Here is a 22,368-nt window from a genome sequence, read left to right on the forward strand (position 1 = left end):
TTCCCGCCCGTGGTGCGGGGTGCCGCGCTCCGCCGAAAGCGGATGCGGCACCCCTGATCCGCGCCGTCAGCCCTGCGCAAGAATCTTGTTGGCCTTGGTCTCGGCGTCCGAGAGCAACTTGTCGATGTCCGCGTTCTCACGGGTGAGGACCGCCGACATGGCCACGTCGAGCACCGCGTACAGCTCCTGTGCCTTCGCCGGCTCGAGCTTCGCGGTGACACTGGCCGCCTTGTCGATGTACGTCTGGTAGTTCTCGACCGGCAGGCTCGCGTTGTCGTTGCGGAGCTTGATGATCTCCTGGCCGGTCGGCGAGTCGCCCATGTAATCGTTGTTGGGCACGCCCACCGGGTCACCGTTGGCCTTGCCGCGCGCGTAGTCGTGCCGGCCCTTGCCCGGGGTGTTGAACTGGAAGTCGATCCACTGCATGGCCGCCTTGGTCTCGGCGGCGTTCGCCTTGGGGTTGATCATGTAGGCCTCGCCGCCGGTCAGCGACGCCTTGCCCTCGGGGATGGCGGTGATGCCGTAGTCCTCGACCTTGCCCTGGAACTTCTGCACCACGTCGGTGACGACGTCGGGTGCGCCGAGCATCATGCCGGTCTTGCCCGCGCCCATCTGCTGCATCAGCGTCTCCCAGCCGATCAGCACCTTCTTGCCGACGCTGTCGTCCTCCCAGCGCATGTCGTGCAGGGTCTGCAGGACCGCCTTGCCCTCGGCGCTGTTGAACGCCGCCTTGCCGTCGACGACCATCTCGCCGCCGCGGCTGAAGATGGACTGCGCGAAGTGCCAGCCGCCGACGTTGCCGCCGCCGTACTCGCCGTATCCGACGTAGCCGTCGCCCAGGTCCGCGATCTTCTTCGCGGCGGCGCGGACCTCGTCCCAGGTCTGCGGCGGGGCCTCGGGGTCGAGGCCGGCCTTCTCGAAGAGCGCGCGGTTGTAGACGAGCCCGACGCTGTAGTTCACGTTGGGGACGCCGTAGACCTTGCCGTCCTTGGTGACCATGTCCCGGGCGTCCTGCTTGATGTCACCGAAGTTCTTCACGAGGTTGGTGACGCCGGTGATGTCCTTCGCCTGCTTCTTGGCTATGACATCCGTGTAGTTGGTGACCGGAACGACGAACACGGTCTCCATCTGGCCGCCGGCGATCTTCGCGGCGAAGGTCTTCGGGTCGTAACACGGCTGCTGGTCGGTGCTCTTGACCTTCACGCCCGGGTGCGCCTTCTCGAACGCGGCGACGTCGTCGTCCCACGCCTTGCGCGTCTTCGGCGCGGTCTTCGCCGGCTGGCAGGCGACGGTGATGGTGACTCCGCCTCCCGCATCGGAGTCCGAGTCGTCGCCGCCGCACGCCGTGGCGGTGAGGACAAGGCCTGATGAGATCAGGAAGATCGCGAGGTTACGGGGCTTCATTACGGCTCCTCTGGGTGACGCCCAGGGCACTGCCCTGATCGGTGCGTCACATTAGGACGACGAGCAGGGGTACGCAAGATTTCGATCCAACATTGCAAGATTACGACTGCGTCACGAGCCCCTCGCAGTGACGAGCCGTCAGGCCTGATCCTTGGCAAGGTTCGCGCCGCCGAAGGCCTGTTTCAGGCCAGTTGATCCACCCCATCGCCGCCCCATCAGGCAATTCTCGCACCGGGCGCCGTCGTGCCGTTGCGTGGGCGGCCTCGTAAGTTGCGAGGTCACTCCGCAGGGCCGGACGGCAAGGCGCCACCGGGATGCCCGGGCGGTGGCGTACAGATCGCGCCCGCTCCGCGCAGTGATCCGATGTTCCAGCGGCCTGTCGAATATTTGCAATATCTCGCCGACATCTTGTGCTCCTCTGGCCGCGCTGCTTGAGTGTGCGGCCGTAGGAGCCCGGGCCGCCCCTCCCCCCAACCCCCCATCAGGAAGGCGCACCCGCAGATGACGCGAGCAAGACAACGCAACAGACGGCTGCTTGCAGCCTGTCTCGGCGCCGGGCTGATAGCCGGCGCACTCGCCCCGGCGGCCGTGGCAGCGGCCGCTCCCCCCAGGGCCGCGCACACCGCGCAGGCCGCGGCGGTCACCAATCTCGCCGTCGGCAAGCCGATCGAGGCCTCGTCCTCGATCCAGAACTACTTCGCGACGAACGCCAACGACAACTCCACGAACACCTACTGGGAGGCGGGCAGTCACCCGTCGACGCTGACCGTGAAGCTCGGTGCGGACGCCGAGCTCTCCTCCGTGGTCCTCAAGCTGAACCCCGACCCGGCCTGGTCCAAGCGCACCCAGACCATCGAGGTCCTCGCCCGCAAGCAGGGCGAGCAGAGCTTCACCTCGGTCAAGGCGGCGGCCGATTACGTCTTCGATCCCGCCGCGAACCAGAACTCCGTCGGCATCCCGGTCTCCGGGCGGTACGCCGATGTCCAGCTGAAGATCACCGGCAACACCTCCGGATACGCCGGCCAGATCGCGGAGTTCCAGGTCAACGGTGAGCCCGCGCCCAACCCGGACCTCTCCGTCTCGGGCCTGGCCTGGTCGCCCGACACCCCCAGCGAGAGCGACGCGATCACGGCGAAGGCGACCGTACGCAACACCGGCAACGCGGCCGCCGCGGCGACCACCGTCGATGTGAGCCTCGGCGGCACCGTCGCCGGAACCGCGCAGGTGCCCGCGCTCGGCGCCGGTGAGTCCGCGCCGGTCGATGTCGCGCTCGGCAAGCGGGCGCAGGGCAGTTACACGGTGTCCGCGGTGGTCGACCCGCTGGACACGGTCGCCGAGCAGGACAACGACAACAACAGCATCACCGCCGACGCCAAGCTCACCGTTGGCCAGACCCCGGGCCCCGACCTCCAGGTCACCGGGATCGGCTCCACCCCGTCGAGCCCGGCCGTCGGTTCGAACGTCTCCTTCTCCGTGAAGGTCCACAACCGCGGCACTTCGGCTGTGAGCGCGGGTTCGGTCACCCGTCTGACCGTGGGCGACAAGACCCTGAACGGGACCGCGCCGGCCGTCGCCGCGGGCGCCACCGAGACCGTGGAACTCTCCGGCACCTGGACCGCGACCAGCGGCGGCGCCACGCTCACGGCGACCGCCGACGCCACTGACACGGTCGACGAGACCAACGAGGACAACAACGTCTTCGCGCGCTCCATCGTCGTCGGCCGCGGCGCCGCCGTCCCGTATGTCGAGTACGAGGCGGAGGAGGGCCGCTACGAGGGCACGCTGCTCGAAGCGGACGCCGTGCGCACCTTCGGCCACACCAACTTCGCCTCGGAGTCCTCGGGCCGCAAGTCGGTGCGGCTCAACTCGGCCGGCCAGTACGTGGAGTTCACCTCCACCAGCGCGTCCAACTCGATCGTCGTACGCAACGCGATCCCGGACGCGCCCGGTGGCGGCGGCCAGGAGAAGACGCTCAGCCTGTACGCGGACGGCCAGTTCGTGCAGAAGGTGAAGCTCTCCTCCAAGCACAGCTGGCTGTACGGGAACACCGACCAGCCGGAGGGCCTGACCAACACCCCGGGCGGTGACGCGCGCCGGCTGTTCGACGAGTCTCACGCGCTGCTCGCGAACACCTACCCGGCGGGCACCAAGTTCCGGCTGCAGCGCGATGCCGGGGACGATGCCGCGTACTACATCGTGGACCTGATCGATCTGGAGCAGGTGGCGCCGGCCGCGGCCAAGCCCGCGGAGTGCGCCTCGATCACCGAGTACGGGGCGATCCCGAACGACGGGATCGACGACACCACCGCGATCCAGAAGGCGGTGACCGCGGACCAGAACGGTGACATCTCCTGTGTGTGGATCCCGGCGGGGCAGTGGCGCCAGGAGCAGAAGATCCTGACCGACGACCCGCTCAACCGGGGTCAGTTCAACCAGGTGGGCATCCGCGACGTCACGATCCGCGGCGCGGGCATGTGGCACTCGCAGCTCTACACGCTCACTCCCCCGCACCAGGCGGGCGGCATCAACCACCCGCACGAGGGCAACTTCGGTTTCGACATCGACGACAACACCAAGATCTCGGACATCGCGATCTTCGGCTCGGGTCAGATCCGCGGCGGTGACGGCAACGCGGAGGGCGGCGTCGGGATCAACGGCCGGCTCGGCAAGGGCACGAAGATCAGCAATGTCTGGATCGAGCACGCGAACGTCGGCGCGTGGGTGGGCCGTGACTACTCCAACATCCCGGAGCTCTGGAACCCGGGCGACGGCCTGGAGTTCAGCGGGATGCGGATCCGCAACACGTACGCGGACGGCATCAACTTCACCAACGGCACCCGGAACTCGACCGTCTACAACTCGTCCTTCCGCAACACCGGGGACGACGCGCTCGCGGTCTGGGCCAGCAAGTACGTGAAGGACACGTCGGTGGACATCGGCCACGACAACGTGTTCCGCAACAACACCGTGCAGCTGCCGTGGCGGGCCAACGGCATCGCGGTGTACGGCGGTTACGGCAACAAGATCGAGAACAACCTGATCAGCGACACCATGAACTACCCCGGCATCATGCTCGCGACCGACCACGACCCGATCCCGTTCACGGGCCAGACGCTGATCGCGAACAACGGTCTTTACCGCACGGGCGGGGCGTTCTGGAACGAGGACCAGGAGTTCGGCGCGATCACGCTCTTCGCCCAGGGGCCGAGCATCCCCGGTGTCACGATCCGCGACACGGACATCCACGACTCGACGTACGACGGCATCCAGTTCAAGACGGGTGGCGGCGAGATGCCGGGCGTGAAGGTGGAGAACGTGACCATCACCAAGTCCAACAACGGCTCGGGCATCCTCGCGATGGGCGGGGCGCGCGGCAGCGCGACCCTGACGAACGTCGACATCAGCGATTCCCGTGACGGGGACATCCTGGTCGAGCCCGGTTCGCAGTTCGTGATCAACGGAGCTCCCACGGGGGTCTCCCGAGTGGGGCAGCAGCTGTCGGGCCTGTGACCTGACGGCTGACGGTGAACCTGCCGCCCGGACCCGCAGTCGGGGTCCGGGCGGCAGCTCGTATGCGACCCGGAACTACCCTGAGGCCATGACAGACGAGCCCCTCGCGGAGTGCGTGCTGTGCCGCGAGCCCACGGAGTACCCCGCGTCGACGAAGGGGACCACGCTCTGCCCCGTATGCGAGTGGCGGGAGGCGGAGCGGGCGGCTTGCTCGGGGTGAGGCCAGTCCCCTGCTGCCCGGTTGACCCTACGTACGCCGCCCGCTGAGCCGGCACGACAGGGCCGCCGCCCCCGCCGCGGCGACCACCGCTCCCGTGAGCGGCAGTACGGACAGTGGTGGCTCGCCCGTGTGGGAGCCGTTGATGAGGGCGGAGACGGCGGTGCGGGCCGGGGAGCCCGCGGTCACCAGGAGGAGGAGCGCACCCAGGCACAGCGCCGCCAGGGACAAGGCCCTGCCGCGCAGCACCGGCCAGGTGCACAGGGCGCCCAGGGCCGCGCCCGTCAGGGTGCAGACCGCGGCGGCGAGCAGGCCCGAGACGAGGGCGCCGGGCAGCGGGATCTCCACGGTGTGGTCGGTGCTGTGGGCGTCGCCCAGCGCCACCGTGAGCACCGTGCCGATCGCCCCGAGCAGCCCGGCGGCCGCCAAGGCCGTGAGCAGTACGGCGAGTTGGGCCCGCGAGGGGCCGCCCGCCGCCGTGGCGGTGACGTGCCGGGCCGCGGGCGGTTCCTGGGTGGCGCAGATACGGACCAGCCAGGCGGCGACGGGCAGCAGGGCAGCCGCCGCGTAACCGAGCGAGTCCAGCAGGGGGTCGCCCATGCTGACGCCGACGGCGAGCAGCGCCCCATACAACACGGCGGGCGGGAGCCAGCGTTGGGAGCGCAGGAGGAGGGCGGCGTGGTAGCCGAGCAGTGCGGTCATCGTTCCCGGGCGGCTGGTGGGCGGACGCGGTGGATGTGCCAAGGGCCGGCCGCCGTGAGCAGCGCGCGAAGCAGCGCGTCCGAGTGGGCGGCCGGGACGGTGAAGCGGACCGTACCCGAGGGGTCCCTCTCGTGGGTCGCCTCGGGGGGCAGCCCGTCGGGCAGCTTGGTCCCGGGCGGGGCCTCCGCGTCGATCCGTACCCGGGCCGTGCCCCGCTCGGCGGCGATCAGCGACGTGCCCGACACCTCGTACGCCGCCGAGACCGCTCCCGCGAGCCGGCGCGGATCGTGATCGACGAAGAGCACCGAGGCGCCCCCGGCGACCCGCTCCGTCACCACCTCGTCCAGCGCGTCACGGGCCTCGGCGTCCAGCCCCGTCCACGCCTCGTCGAGCACAAGCAACTCCGGCTCGGCGAGCAGCGCCTGGGCCACGGCGACCTTCTGCACGGTGCCTTTGGACAGCTCGGCCAGCGGCGTCTCCCCGTGGGCCCGCGCGCCGAAACGGTCCAGCCAGCGCTCGGCCCGGACGCGTGCCGTACGCCGGGACAGGCCGTGGACGCGGCCGAGGTGGGTGAGATAGCCGTGGGCGGTGAAGGGGAGCGCGGGCGGGAAGCGTTCGGGAACGTACGCGGTGCGGGGACGGCCCTCGATCCGGCCGGCGCTCGGCGCGTCGATCCCGGCCGCGAGCCTCAACAGGGTTGATTTCCCGGTGCCGTTGGCGCCCGCGACACGGGCCAGGGTGCCGGCGGGCAGCGCGAGGCCGACTCCGCGCAGCACCCAGGGTCCGCCGAGTCCGTAGCGGCGCCCGACCTGGTGGAACGTGAGCATCGGTCAACGAGCCTTCGCAGGGGTCATGGGGATCAGTGTGCCTTCGGAGGAACCATGGGCGTCAGTGTGCCTTCGGCTGGGTGGCAGGGGCCTCGCTGGGCCGGACGATGACATAGCCCTCGCCCTCGAGCTTCAGCTGGACCGCCTCCCCCGAACCGCCGCGCACCATCGAGCCGATGCTCTGCGAGCGGTGCAGGGAGGTGCGCAGCTGCGTGTTCCAGCCGACCACGGCGTCGGTGTCGACGAAGACCGGGGCCTGCGGCGAGACGGGGATGACGATCGGCTCGCCCTCGCAGATCACACCGAGTTTGCCCTGTCCGGTGAAGACGCTGTTGAACAGACCGCCCCCGGCGATCCCCGATCCCTTCACGGTCTTTATCTCGTACGAGAGCGTGGGGTCGAAGCACAGGACATTGCGCCCGTTGATGGTGAGCGCGTCACCCGGCTCGACATCGACGATGAAGCAGTTGGCCGCCTGCTGGGCGAGCCACACCTCCCCCTGACCGCGCACCGCCATCAGCGGCAGCCCCTCGCCGGTGACGGCGCGCTTGAGCATGCCGCCGATCCCGCCCTGACCCTTGTGCTCGAACTGCAGACTTCCGCGGTAGGCGACCATGGCGCCCTGGCGGGCGAACATCTCACCGTTGACGACGTACTTGATCGACTTGGAGTTCTGCAGACTCATCCCCGGCACGGTGGCCGGCTGAGCCATGTGCTGCGCGGCAAACAGGTCGCTTTTCATGCTCCGCATCCTCGCGCGCGGCTGTGACGCCGCCAAGAGACCAAAGGATGAGGCCGGCAGACTTTCGGCCGACCTCCGAAAGCCCGTATCGCTCCTGGCAGACTGGGGCGCGTGAGCAGCGAGAATCCCACCCCGGGCACCGGCACCGACAGCCCCTTCCAGCACGAGAACACGAGCCGCGACGAGGCCCCCCAGTTCGTCCTGCCGCTCGTCCTCCACCTGGAGAAGACCGCTCCCCCGGCGCGCACCGACGCCCTGGAGACGGCGGCGCGCGCGGTGCTCGTGATGCTCAGCGATCCGCGCTCCCTCGACGACGGGGAGTGGGCACAGCTGATGCGGGACTGGCAGGACGCCCGGATCCGCAAGGTGGTCCGCCGGGCCCGCGGCGCGGAGTGGCGCAAGGCCTGCGCCCTGCCCGGCCTCACGGTCACCGGAAAGTCCGCCGAGGTCCGCGTCTTCCCGCCGGTCCCCCTGGACGGCTGGCCCAAGGAGCTCGCCAAACTCCAGGTCTCGGGCACGGAACTCGACGACCCGGAACCGCCCGCGGACCCCGACGTCACGGGTCCGGTCCTGTGGATGAGCCCGGATGTCGACATGTCGGCGGGCAAGGCGATGGCCCAGGCCGGCCACGGCGCCCAGCTCGCCTGGTGGGAACTGTCGGACACCGAACGCGCGGACTGGCGCGACGCGGGCTTCCCGCTGGCGGTGCGCACGGCGGCCGGGGACGCGTGGGCGGCGCTGACGACGAGCGGGCTTCCGGTCGTACGGGACGCGGGCTTCACGGAGATCGCGCCGGGTTCGTGCACCGTGGTGGCGGACCATCCGGCCCTGCGGCGCTGACCTGGCAGGCCCCCGCTACTCTTCCCCGGCATCGGTCCTTCTGGGGGGAGAGACACATGTACGAGGACAGGGCGCCCGATTCGGTCTGGCTTCCCAAGCGCCGCCTGCGTGCGCTGAAACCGGTGTGGGAGGCGCAGCACGCCGGTCCTGCCGATTCCGAGGCGCTGGGCTCCTGGCACTGCGACGGGCTGGTCGTCCGGGCCTCCTTCGATCGGCTGCGCGCCTTCGACACGAGTACCGGCAGGCAGCGCTGGGTCTGGGAGGTACCGGGCCGCGACGTCCTTGCGGCCATGGCCGGCCAAATCGTGGACGGGGTCGCGCTCGTGGCCCACTGGCCCGACACGTACGACGGCGCGAAGAGCGCCGGCGTCACCGCCCTCGACATGAGATCGGGGCACGAGCTCTGGTCGGTGCGGCAGAACCTCGACGAGCTCCGGGGCGGCACGTCCGGTCTCAGGCACGGCACCGTAGCCCTGTCGCGGGATCGGGCGATGGTCGCCACGGGAGAGGGGGTCGTCGCCCTGGACAGCCGGACGGGCCGGACCGCGTGGACCGTGCCGCACGGTGCGGCGAGCAGGGCGAGGATCGGGGCCGCAGGAGACCGGCTCGTTCTCGTCACACAGTGGGCGGGCAGCGCCGCTGTCACCTCAGTCGACACCACCGACGGCACCGTGCGCTGGGAGAGGCCGGTCCCCCTCGACGGCCCCATCAAGGAGGTGGAGATCGCCTCCGTGGATCCCTTGCTGCTCGCGGTTCAAGGTGAGGGCCGGCGCGGCGGGAACCATGTGCTGCACCTCGACGCGGACGGCCGTACGGTCGCGGAGATCTCGGCGGCCGACGGCACCTCGCTCGTGCCGTACGCCACCTGGTTCCTCGCCGACCGGGGGCGCCAGATCATGTGGTCCGGGGACGTGTTGATCGCGTTCCTCAAGGCGCCGGGATTCGACGTCGTGGGCCGCCTTGCCGCCTTCTCGCTGTCGACGGGGCGGCACCTGTGGACGTGGGACGACGGGTGGGGCATCGACGCGCTGGCCTGGCACCGGGGCTGTGTGGTCGCTCTGCGCCATCACGAGGAAGTCAGCGAAGGGACGCACGTCGGGTGGCGCTGCGACGCGTATGTGCTCGACCCCGCCGACGGCCGTGCGGTGGCACGGCGCCGGCTGCGCGTGACGGCGGACGAGCCGTACACGGTGCATCTGCACGACGGCCGGATCCTCTGGATCGACAAGAAGAGCGGACGCGGCACACCGCCGGTGAAGGCATACGACTGGCGCTGAGCGCGGCCTCCCGCTCTCCCGCGCCACCGCTTAGGGTGCACAGGGCAGGAACAGCAGGAACAGTCCTAGTCATGGGGTGCGCGCAGGTGAGTCAGGCACATCGCGACGGCCGGTCCGAAGCCGCGACCGGCAACGGTCGGGCCGAGGCGGCGACCCGCGACGGCCAGGCCCAGACGGCCCGCGACGGCCAGACCCAGGCCGCAACCCGCGACGGCCAGACCGAGGCGGCCACCCGCGACGGCCGCGTCGAACGAGGCAACCGCACCCGGCGCCTCGTGCTCCGCCGCACCGTCGACATCGCCTCCGTCGAAGGGCTCGAAGCGCTCTCCGTGGGCCGGATCGCCACCGAGCTCGGGCTCAGCAAGAGCGGCGTGTTCGCCCTGTTCGGGTCCAAGGAGGAGCTGCAACTCGCCACGATCCGGGCCGCGGGACGGATCTACAGCGACGAGGTCCTCGCACCCGTGGCCGAACTCCCCGCCGGCGTCGGCAAGGTGGCGCGGCTGTGCGAGGGGTGGCTGCGGTACTCGCAGGACCGGGTGTTTCCCGGCGGATGCTTCTTCTACGCGGTGATGGCCGAGTTCGACGCACGGCAGGGCCCCGTCCACGACGCCGTGGTGGAGTCCCTCACCGTATGGATGGCCTACGTGGAGGAACGGGTCGCCGAGGCACGCACCGCCGGCGAGCTGACCCCCGGCACCGATCCCGCGCAGCTCACGTTCGAGCTGGTCGCGCTCCTCGAGACCGCCAACGCCCACTCGCTGCTCAACGGGGATCCGACGCCGTACGACCGGGCCCGGACCGGGATCGTCGCAAGGCTGCGCTCGGCGGCGACGGATCCGGAGCTCGTACCGCAGATCGCCTGACACGCATCGCCTGACGCGCATCGCCTGACACATCCCCCGACGCACATCGCCTGGCACATCGTCCGACACACAAGTCGCCTGAACCACCTCGCCGTTGGAGCCTGAATCACCGCCCGCAAACAAGTAGCACGATCGGTCGTTTAGTTTTATGGTAAGGGCATGGCCACTCGACTCCTGCGCAGCCGCTGGCAATCCGGCCCCGTACCGCTCTCGCTCTGCGGAGCCCACATCAGCCTCACCGACTTCACCGCCACGACCCATCCGCAGGCCGCCGTCGTCGCCCTCGCGGGCCTGCGCCTGCGCCGCACCTGGCCCAGGACTCCGGGCGCCCTCGGCATGTGGCTCTGGGCCGATGTCCCGGGCCGGCGCTCCGGCGCTGTATCGGTATGGCGCGACGAGGTCGCCCTCAAGGAGTTCGTGGGCCGGCCCGACCACCTCGGGATCGTCCGGGCCCACCGAGGGCGCGGGGCGCTGCGCGCCACCGCCTGGCGGGTCGAGGACTTCGAACCGGACGCGGTCTGGGACCGGGCCCGCGCCCTGCTCACCGGCACAACTCCCTGGCCCCACAGGCCCGTTCACCTGGAGGACGCGTGACGACCAACTATGTAGAGCTCGACCGTATCGCCACGAACGAAACGCTGCGCCTGGTCCGCGGCGCCGACGACAAGGACTGGGACCGTCCCACTCCGTGCGCCGAGTGGACCCTCTTCGACCTGGTCGCCCACATGACGGCGCTGAACCACGGCTTCGCGGCCGCCGCACGCGGCGAGGGCGGACTGCCCGCGCACTGGCGGACGCCGGAGGACTTCGGCGCGGATCCCGTCGCCGCGTACGGCGCCTCGGTGGCGGCGCTCCTCGTGCCGTTCGCCGAACACGGCGGTACGGAGCGGGAGTTCGTGCTGCCGCAGCTGGGCGGCGCCTTCCCCGGCCGGGTGGCCGTCTCCTTCCATCTGCTGGACGTCGCGGTCCACGCGTGGGACCTGGCGGTCACGCTCGGCACCACGCCTCAACTGCCGCCCGCCGTAAGGGATACGGTCCTGCGGAGCGCCCGCCGGATCCCGGCCGAGGGACGGGCGCCGTTCTTCGGGCCCCCGGTGCCACCCGAGCCGGACGCCGACCCCCTCACCGCGGCCCTGAAACTGCTCGGCCGCGACCCCCACTGGTCACCGGACGACCAGGAAGCGCCACGGTCCCTCTGAACACAACACCCCGGCATTGCGTATCTCTCAATACCGCCAAGTAGGTTGAACGGCCGGTCAGTTGGCGGTTGGTTCGTGCGGGAACGGCGCACTATCCCGGGAGGCACCCTTGCTGCGGCGCGTCAATGGAACGGCCCTCATCATCGCGGCACTCGTGGCGACGCTCGGCGCGCTCGCCTTTCCGGTCTGGTCGTACGCCGACCGCTCGGGCACCGGGCAGGCCAATGTCGACGCCGGCACGGTCTCCACGCAGTGGGGGCCGCTGACCGCGACCGACCGCGACTTCATAGTGAAGGTCCGGCTGGCAGGGTTATGGGAACTGCCCGCCGGACAGCAGGCGATCGAGCGCGCACCCACCGCGTCGATCAAGGAGTGCGGCGACCATCTCGTGGTCGGCCACACCGATCTCGACCGGCGGGTGCGCTCGGTCGCCGCTCAGCTCAACATCGAGCTGCCCAATCAGCCCAACGACCAGCAGCAGGGCTGGCTGAACGAGCTGACGGACGCCCAAGGCGTGGAGTACGAAAGGAAGTTCGCGAACCTGCTGCGCAATGCGCACGGCAAGGTGTTCGCGCTGATCGCCGAGGTGCGGCACACCACCCGCAACACCCTCGTCCGCCAGCTCGCGACCGACGCCAACCAGACCGTGCTCGACCACATCACCATGCTGGAGCGCACCGGACGCGTCGACTTCGACGGGATCGCCGACGAGGCCGCCGGCAAGCTCACCGCGAGCCCGACCGGTCCCCCGCCGCCCTCGAACCCGGTGCCCTCGGCGCCCCCGGTCTCCCCCACCGCCGACGACAAGTCCTTCACGTCCCGGCCGTCCGCGCCCGGCCCGTCCGACATCAACACCTCGCGTCCGGAGCCGGAGGACTGACCAGGCACTTTCCGCGTGATCCGACCGGGTGATCCCGTCGAGACCCGACCGGGTGATTGCGGCGCCCGAAACCTCAAATCAACCTCTGAACGTCCCCTGAAGTGGATTCACCGCCGCGCGCCGGGGCCATGACACCTGCACACAGCACAGCGTCGTGCTCCAGGAACGGACAGGTGCGAGCCGCAGGAGCAAGGGGGGCGACAGATGAAGCAACGTCCACAGTTGGGTACGGGGATCGGCTGGCGACCGGAGATCGCGGAGGGCATCGACCGGATGCCGGGGATCGACTGGGTGGAAGTGGTGGCGGAGAACATCTGCCCCGGCCACCTCCCCGAGCCCCTCACGCGGCTGCGCGAGCGCGGCGTGACCGTGATTCCGCACGGCGTCTCGCTCGGCCTCGGGGGCGCCGAGCGGCCCGACGCCGGCAAGCTCACCGCGCTCGCCGAACGGGCCGAGGCCCTGGGCGCACCGCTGGTCACCGAGCACATCGCGTTCGTACGGGCCGGGGGCGCGCGGACCGCGTCCGCGGCCCTGGAGGCCGGGCACCTGCTGCCGGTGCCGCGGACGTGGGACGCCCTCGAAGTCCTCTGCGAGAACGTACGGATCGCGCAGGACGCCCTGCCGGTGCCCCTCGCCGTGGAGAACATCGCCGCGCTCGTGGCCTGGCCCGGCGAGGAGCTCACCGAGGGACAGTTCCTGACCGAGCTGGTGGAGCGCACCGGCGTACGGCTGCTCATCGATGTCGCCAATCTGCACACCAATCACGTCAACCGCGGCGAGGACCCGGCCAAGGCCCTGTCCGAGCTGCCGGTCGAGGCCATCGCGTACGTCCATGTCGCGGGCGGCTACGAGCGGGACGGCGTGTGGCACGACAGCCACGCGCACCCGGTGCCGCGGCCGGTGCTCGACATCCTGGCCGACCTGGCCTCGCGGATCACTCCGCCCGGTGTGCTCCTGGAGCGCGACGAGCACTTCCCCGAGCCCGCGGAGCTGGAGCGCGAACTCGACACCATCCGCGAGACGCTCCGGGTCAACCGCCCGGCCGCACCCGTCACCTCACAGCCGCCGCGGCCCGCCGCACCGACCGGCGCGTCCACCGAACCGGCCCGCGACCGCCTCGCCCTCGCGCAGGCCTCGCTGCTCTCGGCGCTGGTGGCGGGGACGCCGGCGCCCGAGGGCTTCGACCGGCAACGGCTCGCCGTGCAGAGCCGGGCCCTGATCGGCAAGCGCGCGGACGTGGTCGCGAAGGTGGCGCCCGAACTGCCCGTGATCCTCGGCGCGTCGTACCGGCCGGCCTTCTTCTCGTACGCGCAAAGGCGGCCCATGACGAACGGCTACCGCCATGACGCCCTCGACTTCACCGAGCAGCTGCTCGGAGCAGGGAAGCCCGAAGACCCGCAGGTCCGGCGGGAGTTGACCGACTGGTGGCTGGACCGCGTGGGACCGAAGCCGCTGTCGCAGCGGCCGGTGGCACGGATCGCACGACGCGTACGACTGGCACTGGGAAGGGACTGATCGCATGGAGATCTTCGCGTACATCATGGCCATGGCGGTGGGTCTGCCCAGCCTGGTCTGCCTCGTCCGCCGGGTCGCCGACCGCCCCGCGCCGACACCGGCCGCGCAGGTGAACGACGTGTACGAGGCCGCGTTCCTGACCGCGGGACCGGGCCGTGTCGCGGACATGGTGCTCGCCGGCCTGGCCGCCGAGGGGCGGATCGAGATCCGCGAACCGGGCATCGTGGCGGTACGGGAGTTCGCACCGCGCGACCGGGTCGAAGCGGCCTTCCTCGACGCGTTCCGTACCGCGTCGACCAGCTCGCTGTACTGGCTGCGGGTCGCCCTGATGCGCAGCGACGCCGTGCAGGCGACCGGCGACTCTCTCGCCGGCCGCGGTCTGACGCTGCGGCCGGACGACCCGAAGCCGCCGTCGCGGCGCGCACCGGTGCTTTCCGTGATCGGTCTGCTGCTGTGCGTCTGGGCGCTGTTCGTGCCGGTCGCGTCCATCGTGCTCGCGGTCTTCGGCCTGATCGGCCTCCTCCTGGTCGTCGCCCGGCCGCGCAAGCGGGTCACCCCCGCGGGGCGGGCCGCCCTGGCCGCGTACCGCCGCGCGTACGAGACCTCCTCCGACCTGAGGATCCAGATCGCCCTGCACGGACTGTCCCGTATCCCGGACCGCGAACTGTTCGTGCTGCTCAGCAGCTCCGCGCGGCCGGGTGCGCGCTACCAGAGCGCGGCGCCGCCCGCGTACACGGACTCGGGCGCGGGCCTTGCGGTCGCGGTGGTCTGGTGCGGCGGCGGTTCCGGGCACGCGGCCTGCGGCGGCTCGTCCTGCGGCAGCTCCGGGGACTCCGGGTGGTCGACGGGCGGAGGCTCGGGCTGCGGATCTTCCGGCGGGTCGAGCTGCGGATCGTCGTCCGGCGGCTCGAACTGCGGGTCGTCGTCCGGCGGGTCCTCCTGCGGCGGCGGGGGCGGCGGCTCGAGCTGCGGCAGCTCCTCGTAAGCGCGCGGGTCCTCGTCTGCGCGAGTCCTCGTCGGCCCGTCGGCTTCGAGTGCGCACTCCACCCGAAGCCGACGGATACTGGGATGTAGCGGTACACCGCTTGGTCACATTTACGTCACTCGCTGTCCGCATAATGAACAACCCATGGCGCGCAGCCAGTTGCGTCCCATAGAAACACCGCCATGTTCTGGGTCCCCTTCCTCCTCCTCGCCTGGGCCTTGGCAGGCATCACCTGCATCAGGCTCTGCCTCGTCGCGAGCCACGGCGCCGGCCGGCCCGGCCGGCCGCGCCCCGATGCCGAGCTGAGCATCTACGAGGCCGCCTTCCTCTCCGGCGGCCCCGACCGCGTGGCCGCCCTGGCAATGATCGCGATGGCCCGCCAGCGCCGGCTGCTGCTCGCGCACACGGGCTGGGCCACCGTCGTGGACCCGAACGGCAAGGACGACCTGGAGCGTTCGGTGCTCGGCGCGATCGGGCCCGCGGGACAGTCGCCGATAGCCCCGGTACGGCACCGCACGGCCGGCGACGAAGCGGTACGCCGGCTCGCCGAGCGCCTCACGTCCGCCGGACTCGCCGTACCGGACACGGCGCGCGGCGGCATCGAGGCCGCGGTGCGCCAGGTGCAGGCCGCCGCGCTCGCGGTCGTCGCGCTCGGCGCCCTGTCGCTCCTGATGTGGCCCGATCACGAGGGCAGCATGGGCCCGTTGGTGGCCTGGTTCCTGCTCCCCCTGATCCTGACCCTCGGCTGTCTGGCGATAGCCCGCTTCGAGGTCCACCCGTACACCCGCTGGGCTTCGTCCGAGGGCCAGCAGCTGCTCGGCATGCTGGAAACCGACCGCCCCGACGACGAACGCGGCTTCCTCACGGCGGTCGCGGTCCGTGGCCCGCGCGCCGTGACGGACCCCGCGCTGCGGGCCGCGTTCGGCGACGGCCGATGAGCTGACGGCCGAAGGGGGTTTCCCTTCCCCGCCCCCATGAGGTTAGGTTAGGCATGCCTAAGTCGCCAGGGACTGTGACGTGGGCGTCTCCACCTGCCTCCGGGAGAACATCCATGCCCCTTTTCCGCGCCCGCTCGCCGCAGTCGGACCCCGCCGAGCGCGTACGCCCCCTCGAACCGACCCCGGCCGAGCGCGTCCGCACCCTCCTCGCCACCGCCCAATCCATGTCCGTGGTCACGGACGGCGGTTCGCAAGAGGTGCACCACCTCGACGGCGTGGACGCCAAGGGCCATGTCCACCTGCACGACCCCGCGGAGGCGGCCCTGCACCCCGAGGCCCAACGCACCCCGGTGCGCCTGGAGTTCACCGACATCGCGCCCACGGCGGTCCGCGCCCGGCTGCGCGCCCGCCTGACCGTGACGGGAATCCTGGAAGCGCCCTACGCCTCGCATTCCGCGGAGAGCTTCTGCATGGAGTACGGCCAGGCGCTGCTCGAGACGCCCCAGGGGCGCAGTTTCGTCACGCTTCAGGAGCTCCACGCATGCGAGGTGGATCCGCTCGCCACCTGCGAGGCGGGCATGCTCACCCATCTCGTCGACGGCCACAGCGAGCTCGTCCCGCTGCTCCTGCGTCTCGTACGGCCGCACCCCAAGCCCGGCGTGCAGCGGGTGCTTCCGCTCGCCCTCGACCGCTACGGCATGACGCTCCGCCTGGAGTACGCGCGCACCCACACCGACGTACGGCTGCCGTTCCCCACCCCCGTCGACCACCCCGATCAGGTGCGGTCGCAGATCCACGCGCTCCTGGCGGCGGCCCGCCGCGCCTCGCACCGCAGCGGGCTGCCCGCCTGAGCGTCGGCGGCCGTCGCTCCACCCCGTCGCGCAACGGGGTTGTTGCCACGACACCGCCGCCCCCGGTGCTGGACTTCACCAACTCACCGCCGAAGTATCCCTTTTGTTCCGCGGGCAGCCGTCCCCGAGCCGGCTGCCCGCACGCAACACTCGAAGGGATCCCGCAGCGCGATGAGAGCGCCTCTCCTGTACGGCCTCGCCGGCTCACTGGCCCTGACCGTTCTGTCCGTCACCCCGGCGGGCAGCGCCCCCGCGGACCAGCCTCCCGCGGGCGCACCCGAGATGCGCGGCGTCGCCCTCGCCGCGGAGCGCGCCGCGGCCGCCGGGATCAAGTTCGGCAAGTGCCCGACGGCGGAGGGCCTGCCCTCGCCCATCATGTGCGGCACGATGCTCGTCCCCCTGAACTACGCGCAGCCGCGAGGCCGTCAGCTCAAGCTGACCGTCAGCCGTGTGCCGGCGACGGGCAAGAAGGGCGAGCGGCAGGGCGCGCTGGTCTTCAACCCGGGCGGCCCGGGCGCCTCCGGGATGTACTTCCCGCTGGTCGGCTCGATGCCCGAGTGGAAGAACATCGCGCGCGCCTACGACATGGTCGGCTACGCCCCGCGCGGCGTGGGCCGCTCCGCGCCGCTGTCCTGCCAGAACCCGAAGGACTTCGCGAAGGCCCCGACGCTTTCGCCGAGCCACCCGGACGTGACGTTCAAGAAGGAGCGGATCGCCCGCGCCAAGGCGTACGCGCAGGGCTGTCTGAAGAACGCGGGCGCGGCGCTTCAGCACTACAACACCCTCAACAACGCCCGTGACCTGGACGTCCTGCGGGCCGCACTCGGCGAGAAGAAGCTCAACTTCGTGGGCGCCTCGTACGGCACCTACTTCGGCGCCGTGTACGCGACGATGTTCCCGTCGCACGTACGCCGGATGGTCTTCGACTCGGCGGTCAACCCGGCCCCGCAGCAGATCTGGTACCGCAACAACCTGGAGCAGTCGCTCGCTTTCGAGCGCCGCTGGGCCGACTTCCGCGTCTGGGTCGCCAAGCACGACAAGACGTACAAGCTCGGCCGTACGCCCGCCGAAGTGCAGCGCAGCTACGACAAGGTGCGCGCGCAGATCGCCGCGAAGCCGGCCGGCGGCAAGGTCGGCACGGCGCAGCTGCAGGCCGCGTATCTCAAGGCCGGCTACTACGACGACTACTGGCCGCAGCGCGCCCACGCGCTGGCCGAGTATCTGCGCGGCAACGACAAGCCGCTGGTCGCCCAGGCCTCGAACCACCCGGAGGCGGCGGCCGAGGACGAGAACGGCAACGCGGTCTACACGGCCGTCGAGTGCAATGACGCCCCCTGGCCCACCGACTGGCGCGTCTGGGACCGCGACAACAGCCGCCTGGCCCGTATCGCCCCGTTCGAGACCTGGGACAACGCCTGGATGAACCTGCCGTGCGCCTACTGGCCCGCACCCCGGCAGCAGCCGGTGGACGTCCGGGTCGCCAAGGGCGCGCTGCCGCCGACCTTGATCATGGCGGCGGAACGCGATGCGGCCACCCCGTACGAGGGCGCTCTCGAGCTGCACCGCCGGCTGCCCGGCTCAGCTCTCGTGACCGAGCGCGAGGCCGGTACGCACGGCATCAGCGGCGGTCCGAACCCGTGCATCAACGGGCACATGGACGCGTACCTGATCAACGGACAGCTTCCGGTACGGCGCGCGGCATGCGCTCCGCACCCGGAGCCGAAGCCGATGCCCACGCCCAAGTAGCCGTCCCCGTACGCGAAAAGGGGCCGCAGCCGGCGATCCGGCTGCGGCCCCTTTCGTACGCCGTGATCGCTTACGCGAGCGAGGCCACCAGGTCGGCGACGCTCTTGCGGCGCCCGGTGTAGAACGGCACCTCTTCGCGTACGTGCATACGGGCCTCGGAGGCGCGCAGATGACGCATCAGGTCGACGATCCGGTACAGCTCGTCGGCCTCGAAGGCCAGCAGCCACTCGTAGTCGCCGAGCGAGAACGACGCGACCGTGTTGGCGCGCACGTCCGGGTAACCGCGGGCCATCATGCCGTGGTCCTTGAGCATGCGGCGGCGGTCCTCGTCGGGCAGCAGGTACCAGTCGTAGGAGCGCACGAAGGGGTAGACGCTCACATAGTTGCGCGGCGTCTCGTCGGCCAGGAAGGCCGGGATGTGCGACTTGTTGAACTCGGCGGGGCGGTGCAGCGCCATGTTCGACCAGACCGGCTCCATGGCGCGGCCCAACCTGGTGCGGCGGAAGAGGTTGTACGCCTCCTGCAGCTGGTCGGCGGTCTCCGCGTGCCACCAGATCATGAGGTCGGCGTCGGCGCGCAGACCGGACACGTCGTAGGTGCCGCGCACGGTCACGTCCTTGGCGGCGAGCTGGTCGAACAGCTCCTGCACCTCGTCCGCGTAACCGGCCCGGACCGTTCCGTCATCGGGCAGCACATCGCGCAGCTTGAAGACGGACCACAGCGTGTAGCGGATGACCTCGTTGAGGTCCTTGGCCTTCTTGCCGGCGTTCGGGATCTTCTCAGGGGCGTCACTCATGGGCCTATTCTCCCGCCCCGCCGAAGATGCTTTCGCCCAGGGGGGTCCGGGGGTGTCCCCCGGGAGGGTGCGGCACGCTCAGCCGGCCTGCGCCGTCGAGAGCCCGGTCGGCGGCGGTGCGGGCGCTCGCGATCACGGCCGGGATGCCGACGCCGTCGTACGCGGCTCCGCAGACGGCAAGGCCCCCCAGCGGCGCGAGGTGCGCGCGGATCCGGGCGACGCGGGCGTGGTGGCCGACGGGGTACTGGGGCAGACCGTCGTTCCAGCGGATCACCCGGGAGGCCACGGGCTCGGCGCCCAGGCCCAGTGCGGCCTTGAGGTCCTGCCGTGAGATCTCGACGAGCTCACCGTCCTCGCGCCCCAGGATCTCGGTCTCGCCGTACCGTCCGACCGAGGTGCGCACGACGACCAGCTCAGGGTCCTCGTCGGCGATCCACTGCCACTTCTGCGAGGCGAAGGTGGCCGCCTTGATGCGCTGCCCGTCGACGGGCGGCACGAGGAATCCGCTGCCCGCCGGCAGCTCGATCTCGCTCCGGCGGAAGACGTGGGCGGTCAGCGCCATCGAGGCGTACTCGACAGCACGCAGTTCGCCGGCGGCCCCGGGGGCCTGGGGGTCCAGGAGCCGTGCCGCGTGCGGGGCGGGCAGCGCGAGGACCACGGCGTCCGCGCGCAGGGTGTCGTCCGCGGTGCTTTCTGCCGTGCTTTCTGCCGTGCTTTCTCCCGTACGGACCGTCCAGCCGCCGTCCCCGTCGCGGGAGAGGCCGGTCACCGGGGTATCCGTGCGGATCACGCCGCCCCGTGCCCGCACCGACTCCGCGACCGCGAGCGGCAGTTGGCCGACCCCGCCCTCGATGCCCATGAAGACCGGGCCGGTCTGCTGACGTGCGGCCGCACGCTCCTGCAGCTCGCGCACCCCGTCGAGGAGGGACCCGCCGGCCCGCGCCACCTCGTACAGCTGCGGTACGGCCATCCGCAGCGACAGCCGGTAGGAGTCCCCGGCGTACACGCCGCCGAGCAGCGGCTCGACCAGGCGGTCCACGACCTCGCGCCCGACCCGCGCCGCCACGTACGCGCCGACCGCGATGTCCTCGCCGACCTCGGTGGGCGGCAGCGACCGGTCCTGCTCGATCCGGGCCAGGCCCTCCTGCGACACCACACCCGCCAGCGAAGCCGCATCGGCCGGTACGCCCATCACGTGCCCCTTGGGCATGGGCCGCAGCGCACCCCGCGTCCACAGCGACGCACTCGCCGTTGCCGGCGCCTGCAAGCGCTCCCCCAGGCCGACCTCGCGCGCGAGCGCCACGGCCTCGGGGCGGCGCGCGAGCATCGATTCGGCGCCCAGGTCCACCCGTACACCCTCGATCTCACCGGCGTGCAGCTTGCCGCCGAGCCGCTCGGACGCCTCGAAGACGGTCACGCGCGCCCCGCGCCCCAGCAGGTGGTGCGCCGCGGCGAGTCCCGCGATACCTCCGCCGATCACGGCCACGTGTCCGACGTGTCCAAGGTGTCCAATGTGTTCAGGTTCCGTACGGGTGTCCGTTTCGCGCATGCTCCCACCCTCTCAGATCCCGTACGAGGCCCTGCACCACCCCATTCGCGTCCGGACCGTGACCGCTTCGGAATCGTCCGGCACCAAACGTTTCCCCGACTCTGGGCGTCGAAGGACCAACAGCCACCGGACCTTGGGGGGTTACGTAGAGATGCGTGCAGCGTGGAGGAACAGAAGGCGGGGCACGGCAGCGGCCGCGCTGCTGCTGAGCGTGGCGTTGGCGGGGGCGGGGTGCAGTGCGGCCGCCGACGGGGACAAGGGCAGCGGTGCGAAGCAGGGCGTCGCCGGACCCCAGGAAGGCGGTCAGAAGGCCGACAGCGGGGCGGCCGGCAGCGAGAACGGACTCGACTCGGGCAGCGGTTCCAAGTCCGACGACAAGCAGGCCGAGAATCCCAAGCTCGCCCAGCACATCATCCGCACCGCCACCCTGCGGGTGCGGGTCGAGAACGTGCCGTCCGCGCTGGACAAGGTGCGCACGGCCGCCGCCGACGCCGGCGGGATCGTCGGCAGCGAGACGACGGACCGCGACGGCAAGGGCAAGGAGCGGTCGCGGATCGTGCTGCGCGTGCCGCAGGACCAGTACGGCAAGGTGCTCGAAGCCTTGGAGGGCACGGGCAAGGTACTCGAGCGCAGCGACAAGGCCGAGGACGTCACCGAGCAGGTCGTGGACGTGGACAGCCGGATCAAGACGCAGCGTGCGAGCGTCATACGGATCCGTGAGCTGATGGACAAGGCGACCAAGCTGAGCGATGTGGTCACGCTGGAAGGCGAGTTGAGCGCCCGCCAGGCGGACCTGGAGTCGCTGCTCGCCCAGCAGGCCTCGCTGAAGGACCGCACGAGCCTGGCGACGATCACGCTCCACCTGAACGAGACCGGCGAGAAGCCCGAACCGAAGGAGAAGGACGACGACCCCGGCTTCCTGGACGCACTGTCGGGCGGCTGGAACTCGCTGGTGAACGTGGCCAAGTGGATCGTCATCGTGGTCCTCGCGATCGCCCCGTGGGCGGCGGCGCTCCTTGTCCTGTTCCTGCTGTGGCGCCTGTTCGGCTCCCGGATCCCCCGCCGTGAGCGGGAGCCCGCGGTCCGGCCGTGGACGCCCGCGACGGCCACGGCCGGCGGCTCGGCACTCGGGGGCGGCTCGCGGCCCGGCCCGGATACGGAGGGCGAAACGCCTGCTCAGCCCCCGTCCACTCCTCCCAAACCGCCGACGGGACCGGACTCCTGATGTCACCCGTTCGGCCCCGCAGCAAGTGAGAGCGGGACCCCTGCCACCCAAGCTGACAGGAGTCCCGCCCCCGCTGCCGTGAGGTGCCGATGCCGATACCGCCCGCCACCCGCAGTCCCCGCAGTCCCCGCAGGGTGATCCTCGCCATCACGGCCGGAATCCTGCTGGTGATCGCGGCCGTCGCGGCAAGCGGCATCGGCAATCCGCTGCACGACTTCAGCCCGTACCAGGGCCGCGCCGCGGTGACGGTGGTCTGCGCCGTCCTGGGCCTCTCGATCATCGCGGCCCTGCTCCTTCGCCCC

General features: G+C 71.0%; 21 protein-coding genes. 15 read left to right on the top strand and 6 right to left on the bottom strand.

Annotated elements, in window-relative coordinates:
- Positions 1–66: 66 nt before the first annotated feature.
- Positions 67–1,404 carry an ABC transporter substrate-binding protein gene (locus G6045_RS16045; protein WP_165332625.1) on the bottom strand — a complete coding sequence of 446 codons (1,338 nt, stop codon included), beginning with the start codon at positions 1,402–1,404 and terminating at the stop codon, positions 67–69.
- A 501-nt stretch (positions 1,405–1,905) separates the two neighbouring features.
- Between G6045_RS16045 and G6045_RS16050 the strand changes: the two genes are divergently transcribed.
- Entirely contained in the window at positions 1,906–4,914 is a 3,009-nt protein-coding gene (locus G6045_RS16050; RefSeq protein ID WP_165332626.1) for a CARDB domain-containing protein, read from the top strand.
- A 1-nt stretch (position 4,915) separates the two neighbouring features.
- A complete protein-coding gene (locus G6045_RS42390) occupies positions 4,916–5,134 on the top strand; it encodes a hypothetical protein (protein ID WP_408056336.1) in 219 nt (72 codons plus the stop codon).
- 27 nt (positions 5,135–5,161) lie between these two features.
- Here G6045_RS42390 and G6045_RS16055 read toward each other — a convergent pair whose 3' ends face one another.
- The 3 genes from G6045_RS16055 to G6045_RS16065 all read right to left on the bottom strand — a co-directional run bounded on the left by G6045_RS16055 (position 5,162) and on the right by G6045_RS16065 (position 7,402).
- Positions 5,162–5,833 (bottom strand): ABC transporter, encoded by a 672-nt coding sequence (locus tag G6045_RS16055; RefSeq protein ID WP_165332627.1) that lies wholly within the window; start codon positions 5,831–5,833, stop codon positions 5,162–5,164.
- The gene (locus tag G6045_RS16060) at positions 5,830–6,660 is read right to left on the bottom strand and encodes an ATP-binding cassette domain-containing protein (protein ID WP_165332628.1); all 831 of its coding nucleotides are present in this window, start codon (positions 6,658–6,660) and stop codon (positions 5,830–5,832) included. Before G6045_RS16060 ends, G6045_RS16055 begins: the two co-directional genes overlap by 4 nt.
- 61 nt (positions 6,661–6,721) lie before the next feature.
- The gene (locus tag G6045_RS16065; RefSeq protein ID WP_165332629.1) at positions 6,722–7,402 is read right to left on the bottom strand and encodes an AIM24 family protein; all 681 of its coding nucleotides are present in this window, start codon (positions 7,400–7,402) and stop codon (positions 6,722–6,724) included.
- A gap of 111 nt (positions 7,403–7,513) precedes the next feature.
- On the opposite strand from G6045_RS16065, the gene G6045_RS16070 reads away from it, so the two are divergent.
- The 11 genes from G6045_RS16070 to G6045_RS16120 all read left to right on the top strand — a co-directional run bounded on the left by G6045_RS16070 (position 7,514) and on the right by G6045_RS16120 (position 18,496).
- A complete protein-coding gene (locus tag G6045_RS16070) occupies positions 7,514–8,242 on the top strand; it encodes an aminoacyl-tRNA hydrolase (RefSeq protein ID WP_328707794.1) in 729 nt (242 codons plus the stop codon).
- 56 nt (positions 8,243–8,298) lie between these two features.
- Positions 8,299–9,519 (top strand): outer membrane protein assembly factor BamB family protein, encoded by a 1,221-nt coding sequence (locus G6045_RS16075; RefSeq protein WP_165332630.1) that lies wholly within the window; start codon positions 8,299–8,301, stop codon positions 9,517–9,519.
- Between the two features lie 275 nt (positions 9,520–9,794).
- A complete protein-coding gene (locus tag G6045_RS16080; protein WP_328707795.1) occupies positions 9,795–10,382 on the top strand; it encodes a TetR/AcrR family transcriptional regulator in 588 nt (195 codons plus the stop codon).
- Between the two features lie 159 nt (positions 10,383–10,541).
- Positions 10,542–10,976 (top strand): hypothetical protein, encoded by a 435-nt coding sequence (locus G6045_RS41465; RefSeq protein ID WP_235967938.1) that lies wholly within the window; start codon positions 10,542–10,544, stop codon positions 10,974–10,976.
- The gene (locus G6045_RS16090; RefSeq protein WP_165332632.1) at positions 10,973–11,581 is read left to right on the top strand and encodes a TIGR03086 family metal-binding protein; all 609 of its coding nucleotides are present in this window, start codon (positions 10,973–10,975) and stop codon (positions 11,579–11,581) included. The genes G6045_RS41465 and G6045_RS16090 overlap by 4 nt, the downstream gene beginning before the upstream one ends.
- 112 nt (positions 11,582–11,693) lie before the next feature.
- Positions 11,694–12,461, top strand: coding sequence for a DUF4142 domain-containing protein (locus G6045_RS16095; protein ID WP_206343798.1), 768 nt, complete (start codon positions 11,694–11,696; stop codon positions 12,459–12,461).
- Between the two features lie 204 nt (positions 12,462–12,665).
- Positions 12,666–13,976, top strand: coding sequence for a DUF692 domain-containing protein (locus tag G6045_RS16100; RefSeq protein WP_165332634.1), 1,311 nt, complete (start codon positions 12,666–12,668; stop codon positions 13,974–13,976).
- 4 nt (positions 13,977–13,980) lie between these two features.
- A complete protein-coding gene (locus G6045_RS16105; RefSeq protein WP_165332635.1) occupies positions 13,981–14,961 on the top strand; it encodes a TIGR04222 domain-containing membrane protein in 981 nt (326 codons plus the stop codon).
- A 182-nt stretch (positions 14,962–15,143) separates the two neighbouring features.
- Positions 15,144–15,899 (top strand): TIGR04222 domain-containing membrane protein, encoded by a 756-nt coding sequence (locus G6045_RS16110; protein WP_165332636.1) that lies wholly within the window; start codon positions 15,144–15,146, stop codon positions 15,897–15,899.
- Between the two features lie 113 nt (positions 15,900–16,012).
- Positions 16,013–16,750 carry a DUF2470 domain-containing protein gene (locus G6045_RS16115; RefSeq protein WP_165332637.1) on the top strand — a complete coding sequence of 246 codons (738 nt, stop codon included), beginning with the start codon at positions 16,013–16,015 and terminating at the stop codon, positions 16,748–16,750.
- A gap of 171 nt (positions 16,751–16,921) precedes the next feature.
- Positions 16,922–18,496, top strand: a complete 1,575-nt coding sequence (locus tag G6045_RS16120; RefSeq protein WP_165332638.1) for an alpha/beta hydrolase — start codon at positions 16,922–16,924, stop codon at positions 18,494–18,496.
- A 70-nt stretch (positions 18,497–18,566) separates the two neighbouring features.
- Here G6045_RS16120 and hemQ read toward each other — a convergent pair whose 3' ends face one another.
- Together hemQ and hemG are read right to left on the bottom strand one after the other, a co-directional pair.
- Positions 18,567–19,292, bottom strand: a complete 726-nt coding sequence (gene hemQ, locus G6045_RS16125; RefSeq protein ID WP_165332639.1) for a hydrogen peroxide-dependent heme synthase — start codon at positions 19,290–19,292, stop codon at positions 18,567–18,569.
- A gap of 4 nt (positions 19,293–19,296) precedes the next feature.
- Positions 19,297–20,841 (bottom strand): protoporphyrinogen oxidase, encoded by a 1,545-nt coding sequence (gene hemG, locus G6045_RS16130; RefSeq protein ID WP_165332640.1) that lies wholly within the window; start codon positions 20,839–20,841, stop codon positions 19,297–19,299.
- A gap of 151 nt (positions 20,842–20,992) precedes the next feature.
- Here hemG and G6045_RS16135 point away from each other — a divergent pair, with 151 nt between their 5' ends.
- The gene (locus G6045_RS16135; RefSeq protein ID WP_165332641.1) at positions 20,993–22,066 is read left to right on the top strand and encodes a DUF4349 domain-containing protein; all 1,074 of its coding nucleotides are present in this window, start codon (positions 20,993–20,995) and stop codon (positions 22,064–22,066) included.
- An 89-nt stretch (positions 22,067–22,155) separates the two neighbouring features.
- Positions 22,156–22,368, top strand: a 213-nt coding sequence (locus G6045_RS16140) for a hypothetical protein (RefSeq protein WP_165332642.1), incomplete at its 3' end; no start/stop codon positions are given.

The organism is Streptomyces mesophilus (assembly GCF_011044995.1).
Taxonomy (GTDB): Bacteria; Actinomycetota; Actinomycetes; order Streptomycetales; family Streptomycetaceae; genus Streptomyces; species Streptomyces mesophilus.